We start from the raw sequence: 19,407 nt of genomic DNA, 5'->3' as shown, positions 1-19,407 counted from the left end.
TTATGCGTATTTTAAAAGAACTGATGTTTACATTTTCTGCGATTACTACGTGTACCGTTATCGGTGCCGCCGTTTTTATCAGTATCTTCTGGAAGAACTCCGAGCTGAGCAGTGCCATCCTGTGGCAGATTATCATCTGCAGCCTGCTATGCACATTGGGCAATCTGCTGTTTCGCAAAGAATGCAAAAGCAGGCGGCTGTACTATGGCATCGTTTTCCTGCATTATCTGTATATCGATGCCGTTGTGCTATTGAGCGGACTGTATTTTGGATGGTTCCACCTTGACAGTATACAGATGGTTCTCAGCATGCTGCTAATGATTGCCTGTATCTTTCTGATTGTATACACGACACTGCAGCTTCGATCCAAACGGGATACGACGCTTATGAATGAACGCCTGCAGAAGTATTATAAAAAGAGAACCTCATAGCAAAAGCGGCAAAAGGAAAGGAATCCCGTAATTTGAGAGGATTGCGCTTCTTTGTGCCGCTTTTTTCTGACATGGCTGCTCTTTCTTTGCTACGTATGTAAAAAGGCATTTACTTTACTTCCCCTATTTTGCCATCGTGATACACCTTTGTATCGTTCCAACCGTATATCACGTTCATATCGCTTTCGCCTACAGGCTTGTAAGGAATATATGAAAGGAAAAAGAGATTTCGTATGCTATTGTATCCTTCAAACAATAACATGAAATCTCTTTCTTTCGTTTTCTATGGTCCTGCACTACGTTCCACATACATCGATGTGCATACGATGATGTACTGTCTTCATCCGCATAACAAAGCATCATTTGCTGTGTGACTGTTTTTCGCAATCGATCAATGTTTCATCTATTCTTCTTCTGTAAGCGCGATATGCAGTTCCTCCAGCTGAGCCGCATCCACCGGTGTCGGCGCATCACTCATCGGACATTTCGCATTCGCATTTTTCGGGAAAGCGATGACATCACGGATGGATTCACTCTCGGAAAGGATCATGGCAATGCGATCCAGTCCAAACGCAAGACCTCCATGCGGCGGTGTTCCGTATTTCAAGGCATCCACAAACCAGCCGAAGTTTTCCTGTATTTTCTCCTCGGTAAAGCCCAGTACCTCAAACATCTTGTCCTGCATGGCACCGTCGTAAATACGCAGGGAGCCGCCGCCAAGCTCATATCCGTTTAAAACAACATCATACGCAATGGCATGCACCTTGCCCGGATCACTGTCGATATACTGCATATCCTCATCTCTTGGGCGTGTGAACGGATGGTGCATTGCATACCAGCGACCGTCTTCCTCACTGTACTCAAACATCGGGAAGTCCGTTACCCACAAATATGAAAATTCATCCGATTTCTTTAAGCCAAGCTCTGCACCGAAATGATTACGCAATACCCCCAGCACCTCGCAGGTCGTTCTCCATGCGTCGGAAACAATCAGAACAAGGTCTTCATTCTTCAGGCTTAAACGCATAACGAGCGCCTGTATTTCTTCCTCTGCTAAGAACTTCACAATTGGTCCGCTCAATTCTTCATCCTTGTATTTCAGCGTTACCAGACCCTTGGCTCCGTTTTTCTTCGCCAGCTCGGTAATCTTATCGATTTCTTTTCTGGTCATGCCGGCTTTTCCAGGAACGACAACAGCCTTGATGCTGCCCTTGTCTGCAATGCAATCTGCAAACACCTTGAATCCGCAGTTCTCAAAAAGCTCTGTTATTTCCTGCAGCTCCATGCCAAAGCGGTTATCCGGCTTGTCACTTCCATAACGATTCATGGCTTCCGTCCAGGTCAGGCGTGGAAATGGTATGCTGATGTCCATTCCCTTGACATCCTTCATCAGCTTTTGCAGCATCTCCTCCATCATTGTCTGAATTTCCACATCACTTAAAAAGCTGGTTTCCAGATCGACCTGTGTAAAATCCGTCTGACGATCCGCTCGCAGATCCTCGTCACGGAAGCAGCGGGCAAACTGGTAATAGCGTTCAAAGCCGGATACCATCAATAGCTGCTTATAAAGCTGCGGTGACTGCGGCAGGGCATAGAAGCTTCCCGGATGTACACGACTTGGCACCAGATAATCGCGCGCACCCTCCGGTGTACTTCTTCCCAGCATCGGTGTTTCGATTTCGATAAATTCCTTGCTGTCCAGATATTCCCGCATGCTGTGTGTGATGCGATGGCGCAGCATCAGCTTCTGCTGCATCACAGGTCTTCTTAAATCCAGATACCGATACTTCAGACGGGTATCCTCCAGGGCATCAGTTTCATCCGCAACAATGATTGGGGTGGTTTCCGCACGGTTGATAATCGTAACGGCACGAACCTGAATTTCAATCTCACCGGTCGGCAGCTTTGGGTTCTTATCCTTACGCTCCATGACACAGCCGGTTGCTTCCAGAATGTATTCATTACGCACATCACGGATTTGTTCCGACAGCTGTTCATCAAACACCAGCTGTGTAATTCCGGTACGATCGCGTAAATCGATAAATACCAGAGAACCGAAATTTCTTCTCTTTGCGACCCATCCGATCAGGGTAACCTCTTTCCCTGCATCACACAAGCGCAATTCTCCATTCGTATGTGTTCTATTCATATGCTTGCCTCCCTATTGTTCCTTTTGGCAGGTACAGTGTTCCTCCCCGCACGTACAGGTATGTTCTTCCTCTGCTTCACCGAACATGGCGTCGATTGCCTCAACGATGGAATCAAATGCCACCTCCGTCTTTTCCTTTGTTTCAATATTCTTTACAGCAGCGCTGCCGCTTTCCAGATCCTGCTCTCCGATCATAATGGCAACCTTGGCATGCATGCGGTCGACTGTCTTAAACTGTGCCTTCATGGATCGATTCAGATAATCCGTATCCGTGCGGTATCCTGCGGCACGAAGCTGTGTCACAACCTGTAAAACGGTCGTGGATGCCTTCGGTGACAGACACAATACATACACATCCAGACTGTCCTCATCCACCAGGGAAATTCCTTCCGCCTCTAAAGCAATCAACAGACGCTCCAGACCCATTGCCCAGCCGATTCCGCTCATTCCTTCAGGTCCGCCGAAATATTCAACAAGTCCGTCATAGCGTCCACCGGCAAATACCGTTGACTGTGCCCCCATTTCCTTATTTACAGAAACGACTTCAAATACGGTATGCGTATAGTAATCCAGACCACGCACCAGCTTATCATCCACCTCATAAGGAATACCCAAAGCATCCAGCCCTTCCAGAACCTGTTCAAAATATGCCTTGCTTTCCTCATTCAGATAATCCGCCATCTTGGGAACCTGCTTCATGATATCCAGATCATGATCAATCTTACAATCCAGAATACGCAGCGGATTCTGCTCATAGCGACGCTTGCAGTCTGTACACATATGGTCAATATCGTTTTTAAAATGCTCCTTCAAAGCCTCACGGTAGGCGGCACGGGATGCATCATCCCCAAGCGTATTGATCAGCACCTTCATATCCTTCAAGCCAAGCGCCGAGATAAACGACCATCCAAGTGCAATCGTTTCCACATCCAGCAACGGACTTTTGGCACCGATGACCTCAACACCAAACTGATTGAAGATACGCATTCTGCCCTTTTGCGGGCGTTCATGGCGACATTGCGGTCCCACATAGTACATCTTCATCGGCAGATCGGCATATCCATACATTTTATGTTCAACAAATGCTCTGGCAACACCTGCCGTCCCCTCCGGACGCAGCGTCAGTGAAGTGGAGCTGTTTTCCAGCTGGAAGGTATACATTTCCTTATTGACCATATCACTGGAATCATTTCCTCTTTTAAAGACATTGGTATGTTCAAAAATCGGTGTCCGGATTTCCTGATAGTTGTAAACATATGTAAACTGACGAATCAGCTCTTCCAAACGGTGCCATTTACTTATTTCATTTGGCAAAATATCCTGTGTTCCTCTTGGTACCTGATAGCTCATTTCATTACCTCCTCTATACATTACCTTATCATTCTGCCCGAAAACAGACAGCTTAAAATAAAAACGCGCCACCAACAAAGGACGTCGGGAACGCGGTACCACCTTATTTCACTCACACGGAGTGCAGCTTTACCTTTAACGCAGGCTGTTTACGATTATCCATTTCCTGATAATTCCTCCAAAGTGTCCGGCTGTGCTACTTATAGAAGGAACTCTCACCAGCTGTTCCTCTCTCTGCACTACATTTCACAAAGCCTCTCTTTTTCATCGGATGTACTTATAGTGTACTCATTTCCTCTTTTTTTGTCAATCCTTTATTTTAAAAAGGACAATGCCATGCACCGTCCTTTTCTCTTATTCTACTGAATCGTTAAGATTGCGTACATTATGATATACCTGCTGAACATCATCCACCTCATTCAACAGAGTTACCAAACGCTGGAACAGCATCAGATCCTCACCCTCAAGCTCCACATATTCGTTAGGAAGCATGGTGTCTTCCAGAATATCAAAGGAAACTTCAGGAATCAGCTCCTCAATGGCATCCTTTGCCTTGTTCAGCTCTGTCGGCTCTACGGTAATGGTCATCTGACCTTCCTCGACTTCGATATCCTTCAGATCAACCTCAGCCATGATCAGCGCGTCCATCATCGCCTCTTCATCATCATACTTAATGGAAATCAGTCCAACATGTTCATAATTAAAGGAAACACAGCCGCTGACACCGATTTTCGCATGTGACTTATTAAAGCATCCACGCAGATCTGCAATGGTACGGTTCGCATTATCCGTCAGACAGTCAATGATGATCGTAGCCTGACCACCGGCACCAAAGCCTTCATATGTAGCCGCAGAATAGTTTTCATTCGTTCCACCCTTGGCTTTTTCAATCGCACGCTTGATAACATCCGCAGGAACCTGATTCGCCTTGGCACGCTCGATTACTTTCTTCAAAGAAGCATTCATGTCAGGATCAGGTACACCGGACTTCGCAGCCATCAGTATTTCTTTTCCATAACGGGAATATAGTTTTGCTTTTACCGCAGCGGTTTTTGCCATAGAAGCGGCACGCACTTCAAAATGTCTACCCATTTTTAATCACCTTCCAAATTTCCTTTACCATTATAGCAGAATTTATATATTGTGACAATAAAATATCAAAAAGATGCAATTTCCCTGGTGCTGTATCCAAGAGAAAACACCATGGATACTGGTTATAACAGCAACGTGTTCCTCAAAGCCGGAAGACATAACTGCACGGGTACTGCTGCCTGCCTGCTTACGGTATCCGCTGACTATCACAATGGAACTGCGGGATAGCGCTTTTTCATATGTATAAGCAAAAGCGTACAGATATGCGTACAGCACAGGACACACACTACCTTTGCGACAGCCATCCAGAAGGAATCCACCTGTGGAAACCATGCATGGACAAACAGTATCATCAGAGGATGAACGAGATAATAGTATTTGGATATCGCTCGAAACGGAATTTCTGAAAGCTGAGGCACATGGATATTCGTATACAGCAGACAGGAGAACAAATAATAAACCAGCGGCACACAGGCAAGCAGAATATTGCTGTCCAGACGCTGTGTTGTCTGCAGAAGCATGCCTTCCCCGACTAAGGCGGCAATACTGAGAAGCAGCTTTAAAAAGCACAGAGAAGAAGCGGGCTGCTCCTGCTTTCCCATCCAATAGCCCAAGGTGACATAAAACAAGGCGAAGAACAAGAAATTACGGGTTGTGAAAAAAACCGCATAATAATAGTGAAGCAGGGATTGGAAAAACTGACCGCAAAAGCCGTAATAGGTCTCTGTGGCGCCAAACAGCAGAAGAACAAAGGAAACCGTAAGCAGTCCCCTTAGGGAATACTTCCTCTTCCACCAGCGCAGAACAAGCATGGAAAGCAGAAGTGCCGGGAAATACCAGAGATGATAATACACCCCGGAATACAACAGGGCGACGATCACTGCCAGAGGAACCAATAAAAGCAGAAGCAGATTCTGTATGGCAGTAGGTAACCCAATTGTACAAAGCAGGCCCGATACCTGCTGGATATAAGGAGCAGCCAGGGATAGTGACCATGGCAGATACACTGCACTCCACAGCAGATATACCGGAATCATGGAACGGATATAGGAACGGATGTAATCCGGCTTTTTCTGTTCCTGCTTTGCGGCGAAATAACCACTGATGAAAAAGAAGAACGGCACACAGATTCTGCCGATGATATTATTGATTGCCATATCAATTTCATAGGATACTGTGAAGAAGGGACGTGCATGAAGCACAATGATGATGATTGAGGAAAGAAAACGAAACAAATCAAGATTTTGGTATTGCAGCTGTTTTGTTTGTGCATGAAACGCCATGTGTGTTTCCATACGGATCACAAGTAAGGAGCCGGAAGCGGCAAGCAGGATTACCGTCAGTGTATGTCCAAACGGATTTTCCCTTTGCAGCATCGTTGTCATATACAGCAGCAGAGCAAGAAAATTCATGGTTATGATAATGATATTTCTTTTCTTCCAGGTCATATACTGCCCTCCACACGTTCCTTCATCAAATATATCTGCTTATTGTATTAAGTATCTAATACAATAATACACAAGAATGATAAGCATGTCAATAGCAGGCTCTGTAATTTTTTATTGTCCAAGGCAATCATTTTTCCAACCTCCTGCAAATGGTTACTCCAGCGGTTGCTGGTAAAATGAGCCATAGAACTGTTCTGTTTTTATCACATTGACCAGAACATCCGGGTCTGTTTTTCTGACGAGCTGTATGATGTCATACACCTCATAAGCGGATACGACTGTTCGCAGCAGATAGATTCGATTATGACTGTAGCCGCCATAAGCCGGTATGATGGTCATGCCGTGCTCATACCTGCGGATATAGGCATCCCGTACTTCGTCTTTGTTTCTGGTCATGATTTCAAGGGTCACACGTTCATAACGGTGATAGAACATTTCAATCGTTCTGGTTGTGATATATTGAAAAATGATGGAGTAGCCTGCATACAGCCAGCCAAACAGAAGACCGGATATACAAAGCAGGATTGTATTTCCAATAAACACATAGCTCCATATGGATTTCCCCAGACGGTTGGAAACATACAATGCAATAAAATCCGTACCACCGGTTGATGCATTCCCCCGCAGTGCGATGACAGCGCTGAAGCCGTACAAAAAGCCACCGAACAGCACCTGCAGCAAAAGATCATGAAAGATCGGTTGAAAATGAAACAGCTGCAGGAAGATACTGGAGGAGACAAACTGGATACTGGAATAGAGGGTAAAGCGTTTACTTAATCCCCGATAGCAAAGCAGTGCCAGCGGTATATTCAGCATGAGAATTCCTGCAGAAACGGAAAATGGAAAGCCGGCGACACCGGCAATACGATCCAGCAGAATTGCCAGTCCCGTAAAGCCTCCTGACAACAGCCCCATCGGCTGCATCATGGATTGTATAACATAGGTCTGCAGCAGTGCCGATAAAAGAACACATCCCAGCGTAACAATCGCTCCTGACAGCTCTTTATTCTGTATTCTCATCATACTCCCTCCTTCTCTGCATATACTTCCTTAGTATTCCAGAATGACGTGTTTCTATTTACTTTCTTTACGTTTTTTTCAATGCTCTTGAAGCCAAAGGAATACACATCCGCTGTATACTGCTTCTTGTCCGCTTATACTTGCGTGTACATACACCGACTGCAAACCTTACAAGCAGTATGCGGTATCATGTATTCATTTTTGAAATATCAATTGACTTGCTCCAACCGATAACAAAAAGGAACGCAAAAAAGCGGAGTTCCTCTATGGAGTCCGCTTATATCTGCTCTATATTCAATGAATACAGCAGTATTGCTTTTTTTAATTCGCAACGATATTTACAACCTTGCCCTTGACGACAATGATTTTACGTATCGTCTTTCCTTCAATCTGTGCCGCAACTGCGCTGATTTCCAATGCCTGTTTCTTCATGGCTTCCTCATCACTGCCGGCTTCCGTCGTGAATTTTCCACGCAGCTTGCCGTTTACCTGTACGATGACCTCAATGACATCCTCAACCAGCTTGGCTTCATCATAGGTCGGCCATGGCTCATAGGTAATCGTTCCGCATCCGCCAAACACCGTACTCCAGATTTCCTCCCCCATATGCGGTGCAAAGCAGGCGAACATCTTGGCAAAGCCCTTTGCGTATTCCACATAAATGCTTTCTGCCTTATAGCATTCATTGATGAAAATCATCATCTGTGAAATTGCGGTGTTCAGATTCAGAGTCTCCACATCATTGGTTACCTTCTTAACGGTCGCATGGTATACCTTATCCAGCTTTCCATCATTGGCTTCTGTGAATTTATCATAGTCCGTGTACAATCTCCAAACACGATCCAGCCATCTTCTTGCCCCATCCAGACCTGTGGTACTCCAAGGCAGAGCTGCCTCCAGCGGTCCCATGAACATTTCATAGACACGCAGTGCATCGGCACCATGGCTTTCCACGATATCGTCCGGATTTACAACATTGCCTCTGGATTTTGACATTTTTTCATTATTCTCTCCCAGAATCATTCCCTGATGGAACAATCTCTGGAACGGTTCCTTTGTCGGCACCACACCACAGTCATACAGCACCTTGTGCCAGAAGCGTGCGTACAGCAGATGCAGAACCGCATGCTCGGCACCACCGACATACAGATCAACCGGCAGCCAGTGCTTCAGCAGCTCCTCTGCCGCAATCGCATCATCGTTTTTCGGATCGATGTAGCGCAGATAATACCAGCAGGAGCCAGCCCACTGCGGCATCGTATTCGTTTCGCGCTTTCCCTTCACTCCGTCGATTTCCACATTCAGCCAGTCTTCACAATGTGCAAGCGGGGATTCTCCGGAACCACTCGGCTTAAAGTTTTTTGTTTCCGGCAGCTCCAGCGGCAGTTCATCGATATCCACCGTACGGGTTGTACCATCCTCCATATGTATGATCGGGATTGGCTCTCCCCAGTAACGCTGTCTGGAGAACAGCCAGTCACGCAGCTTATAGGTCGTCTTGGCACAGCCGCATGCATGCTCTTCCAGCCAGGCAATCATCGTATCAATTGCCTCCTGTTTTCCCATACCGTCAAGGAATCCGGAATTGATATGCACACCATCTTCGGTATAAGCCTCCTGTGTCACATCGCCGCCCTCTAAAACCGGAATGATATCAATGCCAAACTTCTTGGCAAATTCCCAGTCACGCGTATCATGTGCAGGAACCGCCATGATGGCTCCGGTTCCATAGCTTGCCAGCACATAATCGGAAATCCAGATTGGCACTTCTTTTCCATTTACCGGATTGATCGCATAGGCACCGGTGAAGACACCGGTTTTTTCCTTGTTCAGTTCGGTACGCTCCAGGTCGGATTTCGTAGCACATGCTGTTTTATATGCATCAATTGCTTCCTTTTGTTCCTTCGTCGTAATTTCATCCACATACGGATGCTCCGGTGCCATAACGCAGTACGTTGCCCCAAACAGGGTATCGCAGCGTGTTGTAAACACGGTGAATTCCTTCTTTGTATCCTTGATTTTGAACACGACATTGGCACCCTTGGATTTTCCAATCCAGTTGATCTGCATTTCCTTGGTGGAGGTCGGCCAGTCGCACAGCTCAAGATCCTCCAGCAGACGTTCTGCATATTCTGTGATTTTCAATACCCACTGGCGCATCGGCTTGCGGATAACCGGGAAGCCTCCACGCTCACTCTTGCCGTCGATGACCTCTTCATTGGCAAGCACGGTTCCCAGCTCCGGACACCAGTTGACAGGAATTTCATCCACATAGGCAAGTCCCTTGTCATACAGCTTCAGAAAAATCCACTGTGTCCACTTGTAGTAGCTTGGATCCGTCGTGGAAATTTCACGATCCCAGTCATAGGAAAAGCCCAGCGCACGAATCTGTTCACGGAAATGATCGATATTCATCTTTGTGAACTCTGCAGGATGATTTCCTGTTGTGATGGCAAACTGCTCTGCCGGTAATCCAAAGGCATCCCAGCCCATTGGATGCAGGACATTGTGCCCCTGCATACGCTTCATACGGCATACGATATCCGTTGCGGTATAGCCCTCCGGATGTCCGACATGAAGTCCGTTTCCGCTCGGATATGGGAACATATCCAGAACATAGCACTTCGGCTTATCAAAATCCCATGCATCGCAGGCAAAGGTTTTGTTGTTCAGCCAGTAGCTCTGCCACTTTTTTTCTACTTCCTGATGGTTGTAATTCATAACTGCATTCTCCTTTACATATCAAATAAAAAACGCCCTTATCTCTAAGGACGTCATAATTAACGCGGTACCACCTTAGTTCACTTGTACAAGTGCCCTTCATTTCTTCTTAACGCGAAGTCAAACGGATAGCAAGCTATCAGCTCCTTAACAAGTTCCGCAAGCTTTCATGTATCGGTTCTCAGCAACACCGACTCTCTGTGACACTTCCGCAAGGTACTACTTTAATTCTCAGCCTTTATACTTCAATAGTATATCCAATTTGGGTATCCTTTGTCAATCGTTCACTGCCATTTTCTATGTAAAAAACAGCAGATAGCCGACAATGATCAGTACAGCTGCCGTAAAAAGCGCCGGTTTTTCAATATCCTGACCGTTACGCTTCATCTCTTTGATCTGCACATAATTTACCAGTGCATAAATCACCAGTGCCCCTGCCTTGGCAAACGGCTGGAAAGCAGGTAGAAAAAGCGACAGCAGAAACATGGCGACGATACCTGCCACACCGCCGATGATCAGTTTATTCCTCTTGGATTTCATAGCATCACCTGAAACTAGAATAGCAGAAATTGGAAGGAAAAACAACCGCAATCGCAGGCAACTGAAAAAGGACGCGCATCACCACGTCCCTTTTCATTAGGTTATCGAAAGGAAATCGATATGAATAAAAGTAATTGAAATCGTGTAGTTTACAATAAAAGGAAGGAATGTAAAGAATACACAACTTTCAAGGTTATCACAATAGAGCCAGTATCATGATAACAGAAATAAGGTACTTATTTCCTGTCTATATAGTAACATTTTTTACTCCGATTGTAAACCCTTCCACGTTTTTCTTTCTCTTTCCACAAAACTCGGGAAGAAGAGACAATTCCCGAGTTTATCTGATTTCGCTATTTATTTTGAATATAATCATCGATTGCTGCAGCAGCTGTTTTCCCGGCGCCCATCGCAAGAATGACCGTGGCAGCTCCGGTTACCGCATCACCGCCGGCAAATACACCTTCTCTGGTGGTTGCACCGTTGTCATCTGCAATCAGACAGCCCTTGCGATTGGTTTCCAGGCCCTCTGTTGTAGAGCGAATCAGCGGATTCGGCGATGTTCCGATTGCCATAATCATACAGTCAACATCCAGCACGAAGTTGCTGTCCTTGATTTCCACAGGACGTCTTCTTCCACTGGCATCCGGTTCTCCCAGCTCCATGGACACACATTCCATACCGCATACCCAGCCGTCTTCATTTCCCAGCACACGGACCGGATTGGTCAGCAGCTTGAAGACAATGCCTTCTTCCATGGCGTGCTCCACCTCTTCCTTACGGGCAGGCAGCTCATCCATGCTTCTGCGGTATACGATGGTTACTTCCTCAACACCCAGACGCTTTGCACAGCGTGCCGCATCCATCGCCACATTACCGCCACCGACGATCACGGCGCGTTTTGGATGCTGAATCGGTGTATCCACACCATCCTTATATGCCTTCATCAGATTGCAGCGTGTTAAGAATTCATTTGCGGAATACACACCCTTCAGGTTTTCTCCCGGCATATTCATAAAGCTTGGCAGCCCCGCACCGCTTCCGATAAAGACAGATTCATATCCGGCATCAAACAGATCATCGACAGATTCACTGCGTCCGATGACCATATTGGTCTGAATATCGACGCCCATCTGCTTCAGTCCTTCGATTTCCGTCTGCACGACAGCCTTTGGCAAACGGAATTCCGGAATACCGTACATCAGCACACCGCCGGCGACATGCAGTGCCTCAAACACGGATACCTGATATCCCTTTTTTGCCAAATCTCCGGCACAGGTCAGTCCCGCAGGTCCTGCCCCTACCACAGCAACCTTATGACCGTTGCTTTCCGGCTTTTTCAGCTCATCCTTCACGTTTTCTCTGTGCCAGTCAGCCACAAAGCGCTCCAGACGTCCGATTGCCACGGCTTCCCCTTTTACACCGCGTACGCATTTTGCCTCACACTGCTTCTCCTGTGGACACACACGCCCGCAAACAGCAGGCAAAGAGCTTGTTTCGTGAATGATCTGATAAGCTTCCTCAAAATTCCCTTCCTTTACCTGTTCGATAAAATCCGGAATATTAACAGCAACCGGACAGCCGTTGATACATGGCTTTGTCGGACAGTGCAGACAGCGCTGCGCCTCCTCCATTGCCATTTCCTTTGTATAGCCCAGAGCCACCTCTTCAAAATTATTTCTTCTGACCTCTCCGTCCTGGACAGGCATTTCCACTTTCTTCAATGACATATTCGGCATATCAGCGTACCTCCTTATTCATCAGATTGCAGGCAGCATCTCTGGCATGTGCTTCAAAATCACGATACGTTGCCCCACGGGACATCGCTTCATCAAAATCCACCAGATGACCATCGAAATCCGGACCGTCCACACAGGCAAATTTTGTTTCCCCGCCTACACTCAAACGGCAGCCGCCGCACATTCCGGTACCATCAATCATGATCGGATTCATGGATACCACGGTTTTGATACCGTATTTTTTTGTCAGCTGACAAACGAACTTCATCATGATCAGCGGTCCGATCGCAATGACCTCATCAAAGCTTTCCCCTTTGTTGATCAAATCCTCCAGCACGTTGGTAACCAGCCCCTTAACGCCGGTACTGCCATCGTCACTGACAAGATAGGCATGCGTGCTGACCTGTTTGAATTCCTCCTCGAGAATTACCAGATCCTTATTACGGAATCCCGTGATCACGGTAACCTCCGTGCCGTTTTCATGTAACGCCTTTGCTGTTGGATAAGCAATGGCACAGCCGACACCTCCACCAATGACACAGACCTTCTTATACCCGTCCACATGGGAAGGCTTGCCAAGAGGACCGACGAAATCCAGAATACTGTCCCCGACATTCAGCTGATTCAGCAGCATCGTTGTCTTGCCGACAATCTGAAAGATGATCGTAATCGTGCCTTTTTCTCTGTCATAATCCGCAATCGTCAGCGGAATACGCTCCCCATCCTCGTGCACACGCAGAATAATAAACTGTCCTGCCAGTGCTTTTTTCGCAACAGCCGGTGCTTCAACAACCATTTTGGTAACGGTTGGATTTAGAATTTCCTTCTCTATAACCTTGTACATTGCTTCTCCTTTCTGAAAACTTTTTCACCATTCTGAAAAAGTTCCATAACGCATAATCTTATTTTACCTTTTTTCGTTTGGATATGCAATATTTAAACGTCACATTTCCCTGTCATTTCCATGTTCCACTGCAATCCATCCAACACTCACAGACACAGCAAACCTACGCGTACATCATTCCTGAACACATCTGCCACTTATAGTATTCCATTGCTGGTGTTTGTTTCCTAACGGGTTGAAGGTATAAAGAAAAAGACTTATTCAGCCGACCAATGTCGTTGCCTGTCTAAGTCTTTTCTGCACGGAATAGAAGCTTACAGACTCTTGTGCAGCAGAGAAAGTACTGTTTTTAAATCCTCGACGCCCATCTGTCCCGGTGCACTCGCTTTTTTTGCGGCACCAAAGGTCAGTGCAGAACCAAAGACCTCTCCACACAATCTGGATAGTACGCCTGTACCCGCCATTGACATTGTGATGATCGGACGATCCGCAAAGTTTTCATGCATGTCATTTGTCGCCTGCAGCAGTGTGATTACATCTGCCTTGCAGGTTGGCATAACCGCGATTTTCGGAATATCCGCTCCCAGTGTCTGCATTGCTTTTAAACGTGTCAGTATTTCATTATAAGATGGTGTTTTGTCAAAATCATGGTTGGACATGATAACGCGAACACCCTTGTCATGCGCATGGGCAATCAGTTCCTTTACCTGCGCTTCCCCAGTGAACAGCTCCACATCAATCAAATCCGCGTTTCCGCTGTCAATGATGGCTTTGTTCAGCTCTACATAGGCTGCTGTACTGATTTCCAGTTCCCCGCCTTCCTTCTTACTGCGGAAGGTCGCAAGAATCGGCATTTCCGGCATAGCTTCACGAAGCACCTGCAGCATCGCTACCGCCTTTTCACAGCACTCCACCTCTTCAAACCAGTCCATACGCCATTCTACCACATCTACAGGAACACTCTTTAGCACTTCTACTTCAGAAAGCAGCTCTTCCTTTGTTTTTCCGACAATCGGCACACAGATTTTCGGAATCCCCTCGCCGATTACTATATTTCTTACGTTTACCGTATTCATGTTTCCTCCTACTGCATACGTTTCGTATATGCTTCATACAATGCATCGCCAGTCTGCGCCTTGATGTTCTCATACACAGGCTGTGCTTTTTCGCGCAGCTGATCAATCATGGAATCCTCAAGCTCTATGATGGTTGTTCCGCTGCCAGTAATGATATTCAGTCGGTCGTTCACACGCTCATCCGCCTGCTGCCGCGCATAGTTGCGGGCATTCTCCGCTGCCTTATCGACGATTTTCTGATCCTCGCTGCTTAACGACTGATAAAATTCATCGTTGACAATCAGCGAAAGCAGATGCGGCAGATGGTTCGTCTGTACGATGTAATCCTGCTGTTCATAAATTTTTCCGGATACGACAACCTCATATGGATTCTCCTGTGCATCAATCGTCCCCTGCTGTAAGCCGATATATACCTCGGAGAACGTCATCGGTGTCGGATTGGCGTCGATGGATTGCCAGAAGGCGATATGATATGGATTTTCCATCGTCCGAATTTTCTGTCCCTTAAAATCATCAATGCTTTGAATTTTCCGGTTGGTTGTCATGACACGAAAGCTCTGATCTCCCATGGCCAGCAGACGAAAGCCTTTTTCCCTGTACACCTTGTTGATCATGGACATCAGGTCAGGGTCATCGAGTGTGTTGCGCAGCTCCTTAATATCCGTATACGCAACCGGCAGATCGAAGATTGCCAGCTTGGACATAAAATTGGTCTGTGGTGCCGTGTTTTGCAAAACGAAGGGAATATCCTGTCCCATACAGCTCTCAATCAGCTCACGGTCACTTCCCAGCGTACCGTTTTCATACACCTGCATATGGATGGAGCCATTGCTCAGCCATTCCACCTCTTCCGCAAACTTATGGGCAAACAGTCCGGTTACCGTATCCTTTGGGGAATCGGTCGCAATGATCCACGGATACGCGGCCGAAGCCTCTGCCGGATCCTCAATCTTCTGCGCACAGCCGGACAGCAGCAAAGAGAAAGTGAAAAGAGCAAATAGAATCTTTTTCATAACGTCCCTCCTCTTACGATACCAGCAGAAGTGAAATCTGCGGAATAAAGGTAATGGCCAGCAAAGCGATCAGAAAGAAGACAATCAGCGGCATGGCCTTTTTCGCAATCTGCATGACCGGAACATCTGTCAGAGAGCTCGCGACAAACAGATTGATACCGATCGGCGGTGTCACAAAGCCGATGGCAAGGTTGACAACCATGATGATACCAAACTGAATCGGATCGATTCCAAGACTGTTGGTGATGGGAATCAGGATCGGAGTCAGAATCAGAATGGCTGGCGAGGTATCCATGACCATACCGACGATCAGCAGCAGCACATTGATCACCAGCAGTACCGCAACCTTGCCGCTGAAGGTGGACAGGATGAAGTCCCCTGCCATCTCCGGAATCTGCAGCAGGGTAATGATACGGGAAAACGCCACTGCCGCACTCAGGATAAACAGAATCGGTGCAAAGGTGCGGATTGCCTCCACCAGCACACCCTTCAAATCACGGAATTTCAATGTCCGGTAGATACACATGGAAATAATCAGCGCATAGAACACGGATATAACCGCTGCCTCTGTCGGGGAAGCAATCCCGCTGTAGATGCAGCCCAGAATGATCACCGGTGTTAACAGTGCCCAGAAGCTGTCCAGAAACACCTTCACGAACCCCTTCTCATGCAGGACGGATACCTCTGCGTGAATCTTTTCCTTATCCTCTCCATGCTTTTTACAATAGTAAAGCGCATACAGCATCAGCAGCAGGGCAATCAGAATCCCCGGAATGATACCGGCCATAAACATTTTACCGACACTGGCTCCGCTCGCCATACCAAACAGGATAAACGGTATGCTTGGAGGTATTATGACACCTAGACCGCCCGCAACCGCAACAATGGCAGTCACAAACACCTTGTCATAGCCCATGCGGATCAAAAGCGGAATCGTCATACTGCCGACAGCGGCCACCGTTGCCGGTGCACTGCCGGAAATCGCACCGTAAAACAGACAGGTCACAATGACTGCACAGGGCATTCCTGCGGTATGCTCTCCCAGAAAATAGAAGAAGACATCAAACAGCTTCTTACTGACACCGCCCTTTGCCATCAGAATACCGGACAGCACAAACATCGGGACAGCGAGCAGCGGGAAGGAATCAATTCCTCCCAGCATGGCGCGGATGATATATTCCGCCGATATATGAAAATTAGGATCCAGCAGCGAGGGTGCCAGCGATACCGCCGACAGCGTTGCGGAAATCGGTACGGATACAAGCAGAAGAACGATAAACAAAATCATAATTACCATTGCCAGCATATCGTCACTCCCCTCTTTCCTTAATTTTTCCGCAGGTAATGAAATAGCGGATATTACCGATTTCCAGCACGATCTGCTGGAGGGCGCGAACGGCGGCAAGCGTGAAGCCTACCAGCGGAGCCGCCTGTACAAAGGGCATCGGCAGTCCCAGTGCAGGTGACTTCTGCGCACTTGCAATACTCATTTGCAAATAGGTAACCGCATGCCATGCCAGAAACGCAAACAGCGCAAACAGGATCACGTTTAACACCAGCTGTGCAACGACATACACCGGCTTGGGAAACATGAGAATGACCTGATCGATTTTTATGGAAATCCACTTTTTGATGCAGTAGCTGATGCTTAAAAACCCGCTCCAGATAAAGAGATAGCGTGTCAGCTCCTCAGACCAGCTCAGCGACGCGTTTAGTATGTAACGGCTGAACACCTGAAGGCCCATAAGCAGCGTCATCGTCACCAGCAGTGCAATCAGCAGTGCTTCTTCCAGATTGTCATCCAGCCATCGTATAATCTTCATGTTACTTCCTCCTAACCGTTAGAATTGCCGTTATTATATCATACCGCACCCACATGCGGTATGATAAATTTCCATTATTTCCCTGCCAGCTTCTGAAAACGCAGGTTGACAAACAGTGCAAGCAATACACCGATTACGGTAATCACAATGTTCATCATCAGAATCTGTGCGGAATCCATGGTACCTGCAACAGAGAGAATCGTATAATTGGAAAGACTGGACATAATCATGACAATACTTGTGATGGTTCCCTTGATATGCGGGAACAGATCATTGGCAGTTGCAGTAACCAGCTGCAGAATGACACCACCTGCACTGTAACCAACTAAGGCAGCACCGATATAGCACATCGTTTCACTGCGTGTCATATAGACAAGTACCAGCGTAATCAGTGTTATCAGCGGATACACAAACAGGAAGCGCACACCCTTGATACGGGATACCAAACCAGCCGTTACGATGATGGCCGCAAGAGAACCGAAGGAATAATATGTCTGCATCATGCTTGGATCACTCACTCCTGCCAGATCCTTTGCGAAGGTCTGTGCACAGTTCAGCCACAGCTGGAAGGTAGCGGTGCAGGTAAAGCCGATGACGATCAATGCGATGCTTTCCGCAGAGAAATGAGAATTGCGGATGTTTTCGAGCAGTCCCGGTGCTTTCTCGCCGGCAGCCTTCTCTGCTTTTGGCATCGGTGCAAAGATCACCAGTACACCAATCACCAAAATCGCAATACCACTGATGTACAGCAGTACGTTGTAGGAAAGACTTGCCCCTGCAAGTGCCCCCAGCATGAACGGCAGCAGCAGCTGTGCTGCAGAGATGAAGAATTTTGTCAGCATGGTTGCCAGAGAGGATCTTGGCTCCAGAATTTCCACACAGGCCGGAATGACACCGGTATCCAGAAAGGAATTGGCGATTCCCCCAAGAATTGCCGCAGCATAGGCAACCCACATATTCGGTGACATTGCCACACCGATGAAGAAGATCGCATAGGATGCGATACCAATCAGGGAGGAAAGCTTTCTTCCCATTTTATCGGACAGCGGTCCTGCAATCGGCAGGGAAATCAAACGTCCCAGACCCAGCGCAGCAGCTACCATCGTCACCTGTCCGATGGCATCCATGCCCTGTCCCCACTGGGCAACCAGCATTTCCTTGATCACGGCCTGTCCCAGAATGGAACAGCCGATACCGTGAATGAAGTAATTCAAGTACAAGATAAAGGCACTTGGATAGTATTTTTTATTCATAACTTTCTCCTTATGTCGTTTGTTTATTTAAAATTTGATATCCAGAATTTCTTTCATGTAGTCAATCGGCATTTCCTTGCCTGTCCACAATTCGAATGCGGCAGCACCCTGATACAGCATCATACCCAGACCGTTCATCGTCTTACAGCCGACTTCCTTTGCGACACGCAGCAGCTCAGTTTCCGTTGGCATGTAGACAACGTCGGTAACGATCAGATCCTTGCGCAGGAAGCTTGCGTCCGGAATAACCATCTGCCCTTCCAGCGGTTTCATTCCGACACCGGTCGCATTGGCAAACAGATAGCTGTCTTCGATTTCACGCTTGAATGCTTCCGTATCCGCAAGGTCAAACAGCGTTGCCTTGCAGCTTGTTTTTTCGTTGATATTTTTCACATTCTGTTCTGCGCGCTCCCAAAATTCATCGCGGCGGTTGAAAATGGAAATTTCCTTAACTCCATCCAGAGCCATCTGAATTTCGATTGCCGTCGCAGCTCCACCGGCTCCTGTAATCGTAACCTTCTTACCGGCAGGCTCAATTCCTGCATCCTTTAAGGAACGCATATATCCGATACCGTCGGTAATATGTCCGGTTAATACCCCGTTGTCATTGACAACCGTATTGACAGCACCACACAGCTCAGCAGCCGGAGATAAATGATCCAGATACTGTCCGATGACGGTTTTGTTCGGCATGGATACATTGTATCCGCGCACCTTCAGTGCCTTAAAGCCCTTCACCGCATCCTCCAGCTCTTCGTTTCCTACCTCAAACGCCAGATAGGCATAATCAAGTCCCAGCTTTGCGAATGCCTCATTGTGCATCTTTGGTGATTTTGAATGACGAATCGGTGTCGCAATCAATCCGATCAGTTCTGTGTGTCCGCTAATTCTTTCTGCCATAATTGGTT

At 47.1% G+C, this 19,407-nt stretch carries 17 protein-coding genes and 1 other annotated feature; of the genes, 2 read left to right on the top strand and 15 right to left on the bottom strand.

The window, feature by feature from the left end; genetic code table 11:
- Positions 1–2: 2 nt before the first annotated feature.
- Positions 3–431 carry a DUF3021 family protein gene (locus ACG3M1_RS12185; protein ID WP_008817256.1) on the top strand — a complete coding sequence of 143 codons (429 nt, stop codon included), beginning with the start codon at positions 3–5 and terminating at the stop codon, positions 429–431.
- Positions 432–834: 403 nt separating this feature from the next.
- On the opposite strand, the gene aspS is transcribed toward ACG3M1_RS12185, so the two are convergent.
- The 3 genes from aspS to ACG3M1_RS12170 form a co-directional block, all read right to left on the bottom strand.
- Entirely contained in the window at positions 835–2,580 is a 1,746-nt protein-coding gene (aspS, locus tag ACG3M1_RS12180) for an aspartate--tRNA ligase (protein WP_008817257.1), read from the bottom strand.
- Between the two features lie 12 nt (positions 2,581–2,592).
- Positions 2,593–3,930 carry a histidine--tRNA ligase gene (hisS, locus tag ACG3M1_RS12175; RefSeq protein ID WP_008817258.1) on the bottom strand — a complete coding sequence of 446 codons (1,338 nt, stop codon included), beginning with the start codon at positions 3,928–3,930 and terminating at the stop codon, positions 2,593–2,595.
- A 354-nt stretch (positions 3,931–4,284) separates the two neighbouring features.
- Positions 4,285–5,022, bottom strand: a complete 738-nt coding sequence (locus tag ACG3M1_RS12170; RefSeq protein WP_008817259.1) for a YebC/PmpR family DNA-binding transcriptional regulator — start codon at positions 5,020–5,022, stop codon at positions 4,285–4,287.
- A gap of 51 nt (positions 5,023–5,073) precedes the next feature.
- On the opposite strand from ACG3M1_RS12170, the gene ACG3M1_RS12165 reads away from it, so the two are divergent.
- On the top strand, positions 5,074–5,250 hold the full coding sequence (locus tag ACG3M1_RS12165) for a hypothetical protein (protein WP_021420793.1): 177 nt from the start codon (positions 5,074–5,076) through the stop codon (positions 5,248–5,250).
- Here the strand turns inward: ACG3M1_RS12165 and ACG3M1_RS12160 are convergent.
- The 12 genes from ACG3M1_RS12160 to ACG3M1_RS12105 all read right to left on the bottom strand — a co-directional run bounded on the left by ACG3M1_RS12160 (position 5,229) and on the right by ACG3M1_RS12105 (position 19,399).
- Positions 5,229–6,470: an acyltransferase family protein gene (locus tag ACG3M1_RS12160; protein WP_008817260.1), complete on the bottom strand. Its 1,242-nt coding sequence runs from the start codon at positions 6,468–6,470 to the stop codon at positions 5,229–5,231. The two genes, ACG3M1_RS12165 and ACG3M1_RS12160, sit on opposite strands and share 22 nt — an antisense overlap.
- A gap of 153 nt (positions 6,471–6,623) precedes the next feature.
- Positions 6,624–7,490, bottom strand: coding sequence for a YitT family protein (locus tag ACG3M1_RS12155; protein WP_008817261.1), 867 nt, complete (start codon positions 7,488–7,490; stop codon positions 6,624–6,626).
- 321 nt (positions 7,491–7,811) lie between these two features.
- On the bottom strand, positions 7,812–10,211 hold the full coding sequence (gene leuS, locus ACG3M1_RS12150; RefSeq protein WP_008817262.1) for a leucine--tRNA ligase: 2,400 nt from the start codon (positions 10,209–10,211) through the stop codon (positions 7,812–7,814).
- A 43-nt stretch (positions 10,212–10,254) separates the two neighbouring features.
- Positions 10,255–10,453, bottom strand: a binding site (T-box leader).
- 55 nt (positions 10,454–10,508) lie between these two features.
- Positions 10,509–10,751 carry a hypothetical protein gene (locus tag ACG3M1_RS12145; RefSeq protein ID WP_008817263.1) on the bottom strand — a complete coding sequence of 81 codons (243 nt, stop codon included), beginning with the start codon at positions 10,749–10,751 and terminating at the stop codon, positions 10,509–10,511.
- Between the two features lie 353 nt (positions 10,752–11,104).
- The gene (gene gltA / locus ACG3M1_RS12140; RefSeq protein WP_009269142.1) at positions 11,105–12,490 is read right to left on the bottom strand and encodes an NADPH-dependent glutamate synthase; all 1,386 of its coding nucleotides are present in this window, start codon (positions 12,488–12,490) and stop codon (positions 11,105–11,107) included.
- Between the two features lies 1 nt (position 12,491).
- Positions 12,492–13,334 (bottom strand): sulfide/dihydroorotate dehydrogenase-like FAD/NAD-binding protein, encoded by an 843-nt coding sequence (locus tag ACG3M1_RS12135; protein WP_002609003.1) that lies wholly within the window; start codon positions 13,332–13,334, stop codon positions 12,492–12,494.
- A 314-nt stretch (positions 13,335–13,648) separates the two neighbouring features.
- Positions 13,649–14,410, bottom strand: a complete 762-nt coding sequence (gene aroD, locus ACG3M1_RS12130; protein WP_008817265.1) for a type I 3-dehydroquinate dehydratase — start codon at positions 14,408–14,410, stop codon at positions 13,649–13,651.
- Positions 14,411–14,418: 8 nt separating this feature from the next.
- Positions 14,419–15,423, bottom strand: coding sequence for a TRAP transporter substrate-binding protein (gene dctP, locus ACG3M1_RS12125; RefSeq protein WP_008817266.1), 1,005 nt, complete (start codon positions 15,421–15,423; stop codon positions 14,419–14,421).
- Positions 15,424–15,436: 13 nt separating this feature from the next.
- Positions 15,437–16,729, bottom strand: a complete 1,293-nt coding sequence (locus ACG3M1_RS12120; protein WP_009269143.1) for a TRAP transporter large permease — start codon at positions 16,727–16,729, stop codon at positions 15,437–15,439.
- A gap of 4 nt (positions 16,730–16,733) precedes the next feature.
- On the bottom strand, positions 16,734–17,246 hold the full coding sequence (locus tag ACG3M1_RS12115) for a TRAP transporter small permease (protein WP_008817268.1): 513 nt from the start codon (positions 17,244–17,246) through the stop codon (positions 16,734–16,736).
- A 74-nt stretch (positions 17,247–17,320) separates the two neighbouring features.
- On the bottom strand, positions 17,321–18,499 hold the full coding sequence (locus ACG3M1_RS12110; protein WP_009269144.1) for an MFS transporter: 1,179 nt from the start codon (positions 18,497–18,499) through the stop codon (positions 17,321–17,323).
- Positions 18,500–18,526: 27 nt separating this feature from the next.
- Positions 18,527–19,399 carry a shikimate dehydrogenase gene (locus tag ACG3M1_RS12105; RefSeq protein WP_002608997.1) on the bottom strand — a complete coding sequence of 291 codons (873 nt, stop codon included), beginning with the start codon at positions 19,397–19,399 and terminating at the stop codon, positions 18,527–18,529.
- Positions 19,400–19,407: the final 8 nt, after the last annotated feature.

Origin of the sequence: Clostridium sp. 10cd* (assembly GCF_044336395.1) — a bacterium.
Lineage (GTDB): Bacteria > Bacillota_I > Bacilli_A > Erysipelotrichales > Erysipelotrichaceae > Clostridium_AQ > Clostridium_AQ innocuum.
The sequence above is the reverse complement of the archived record's forward strand: the minus strand, read 5'-3'. Positions and strand labels throughout refer to the sequence as shown.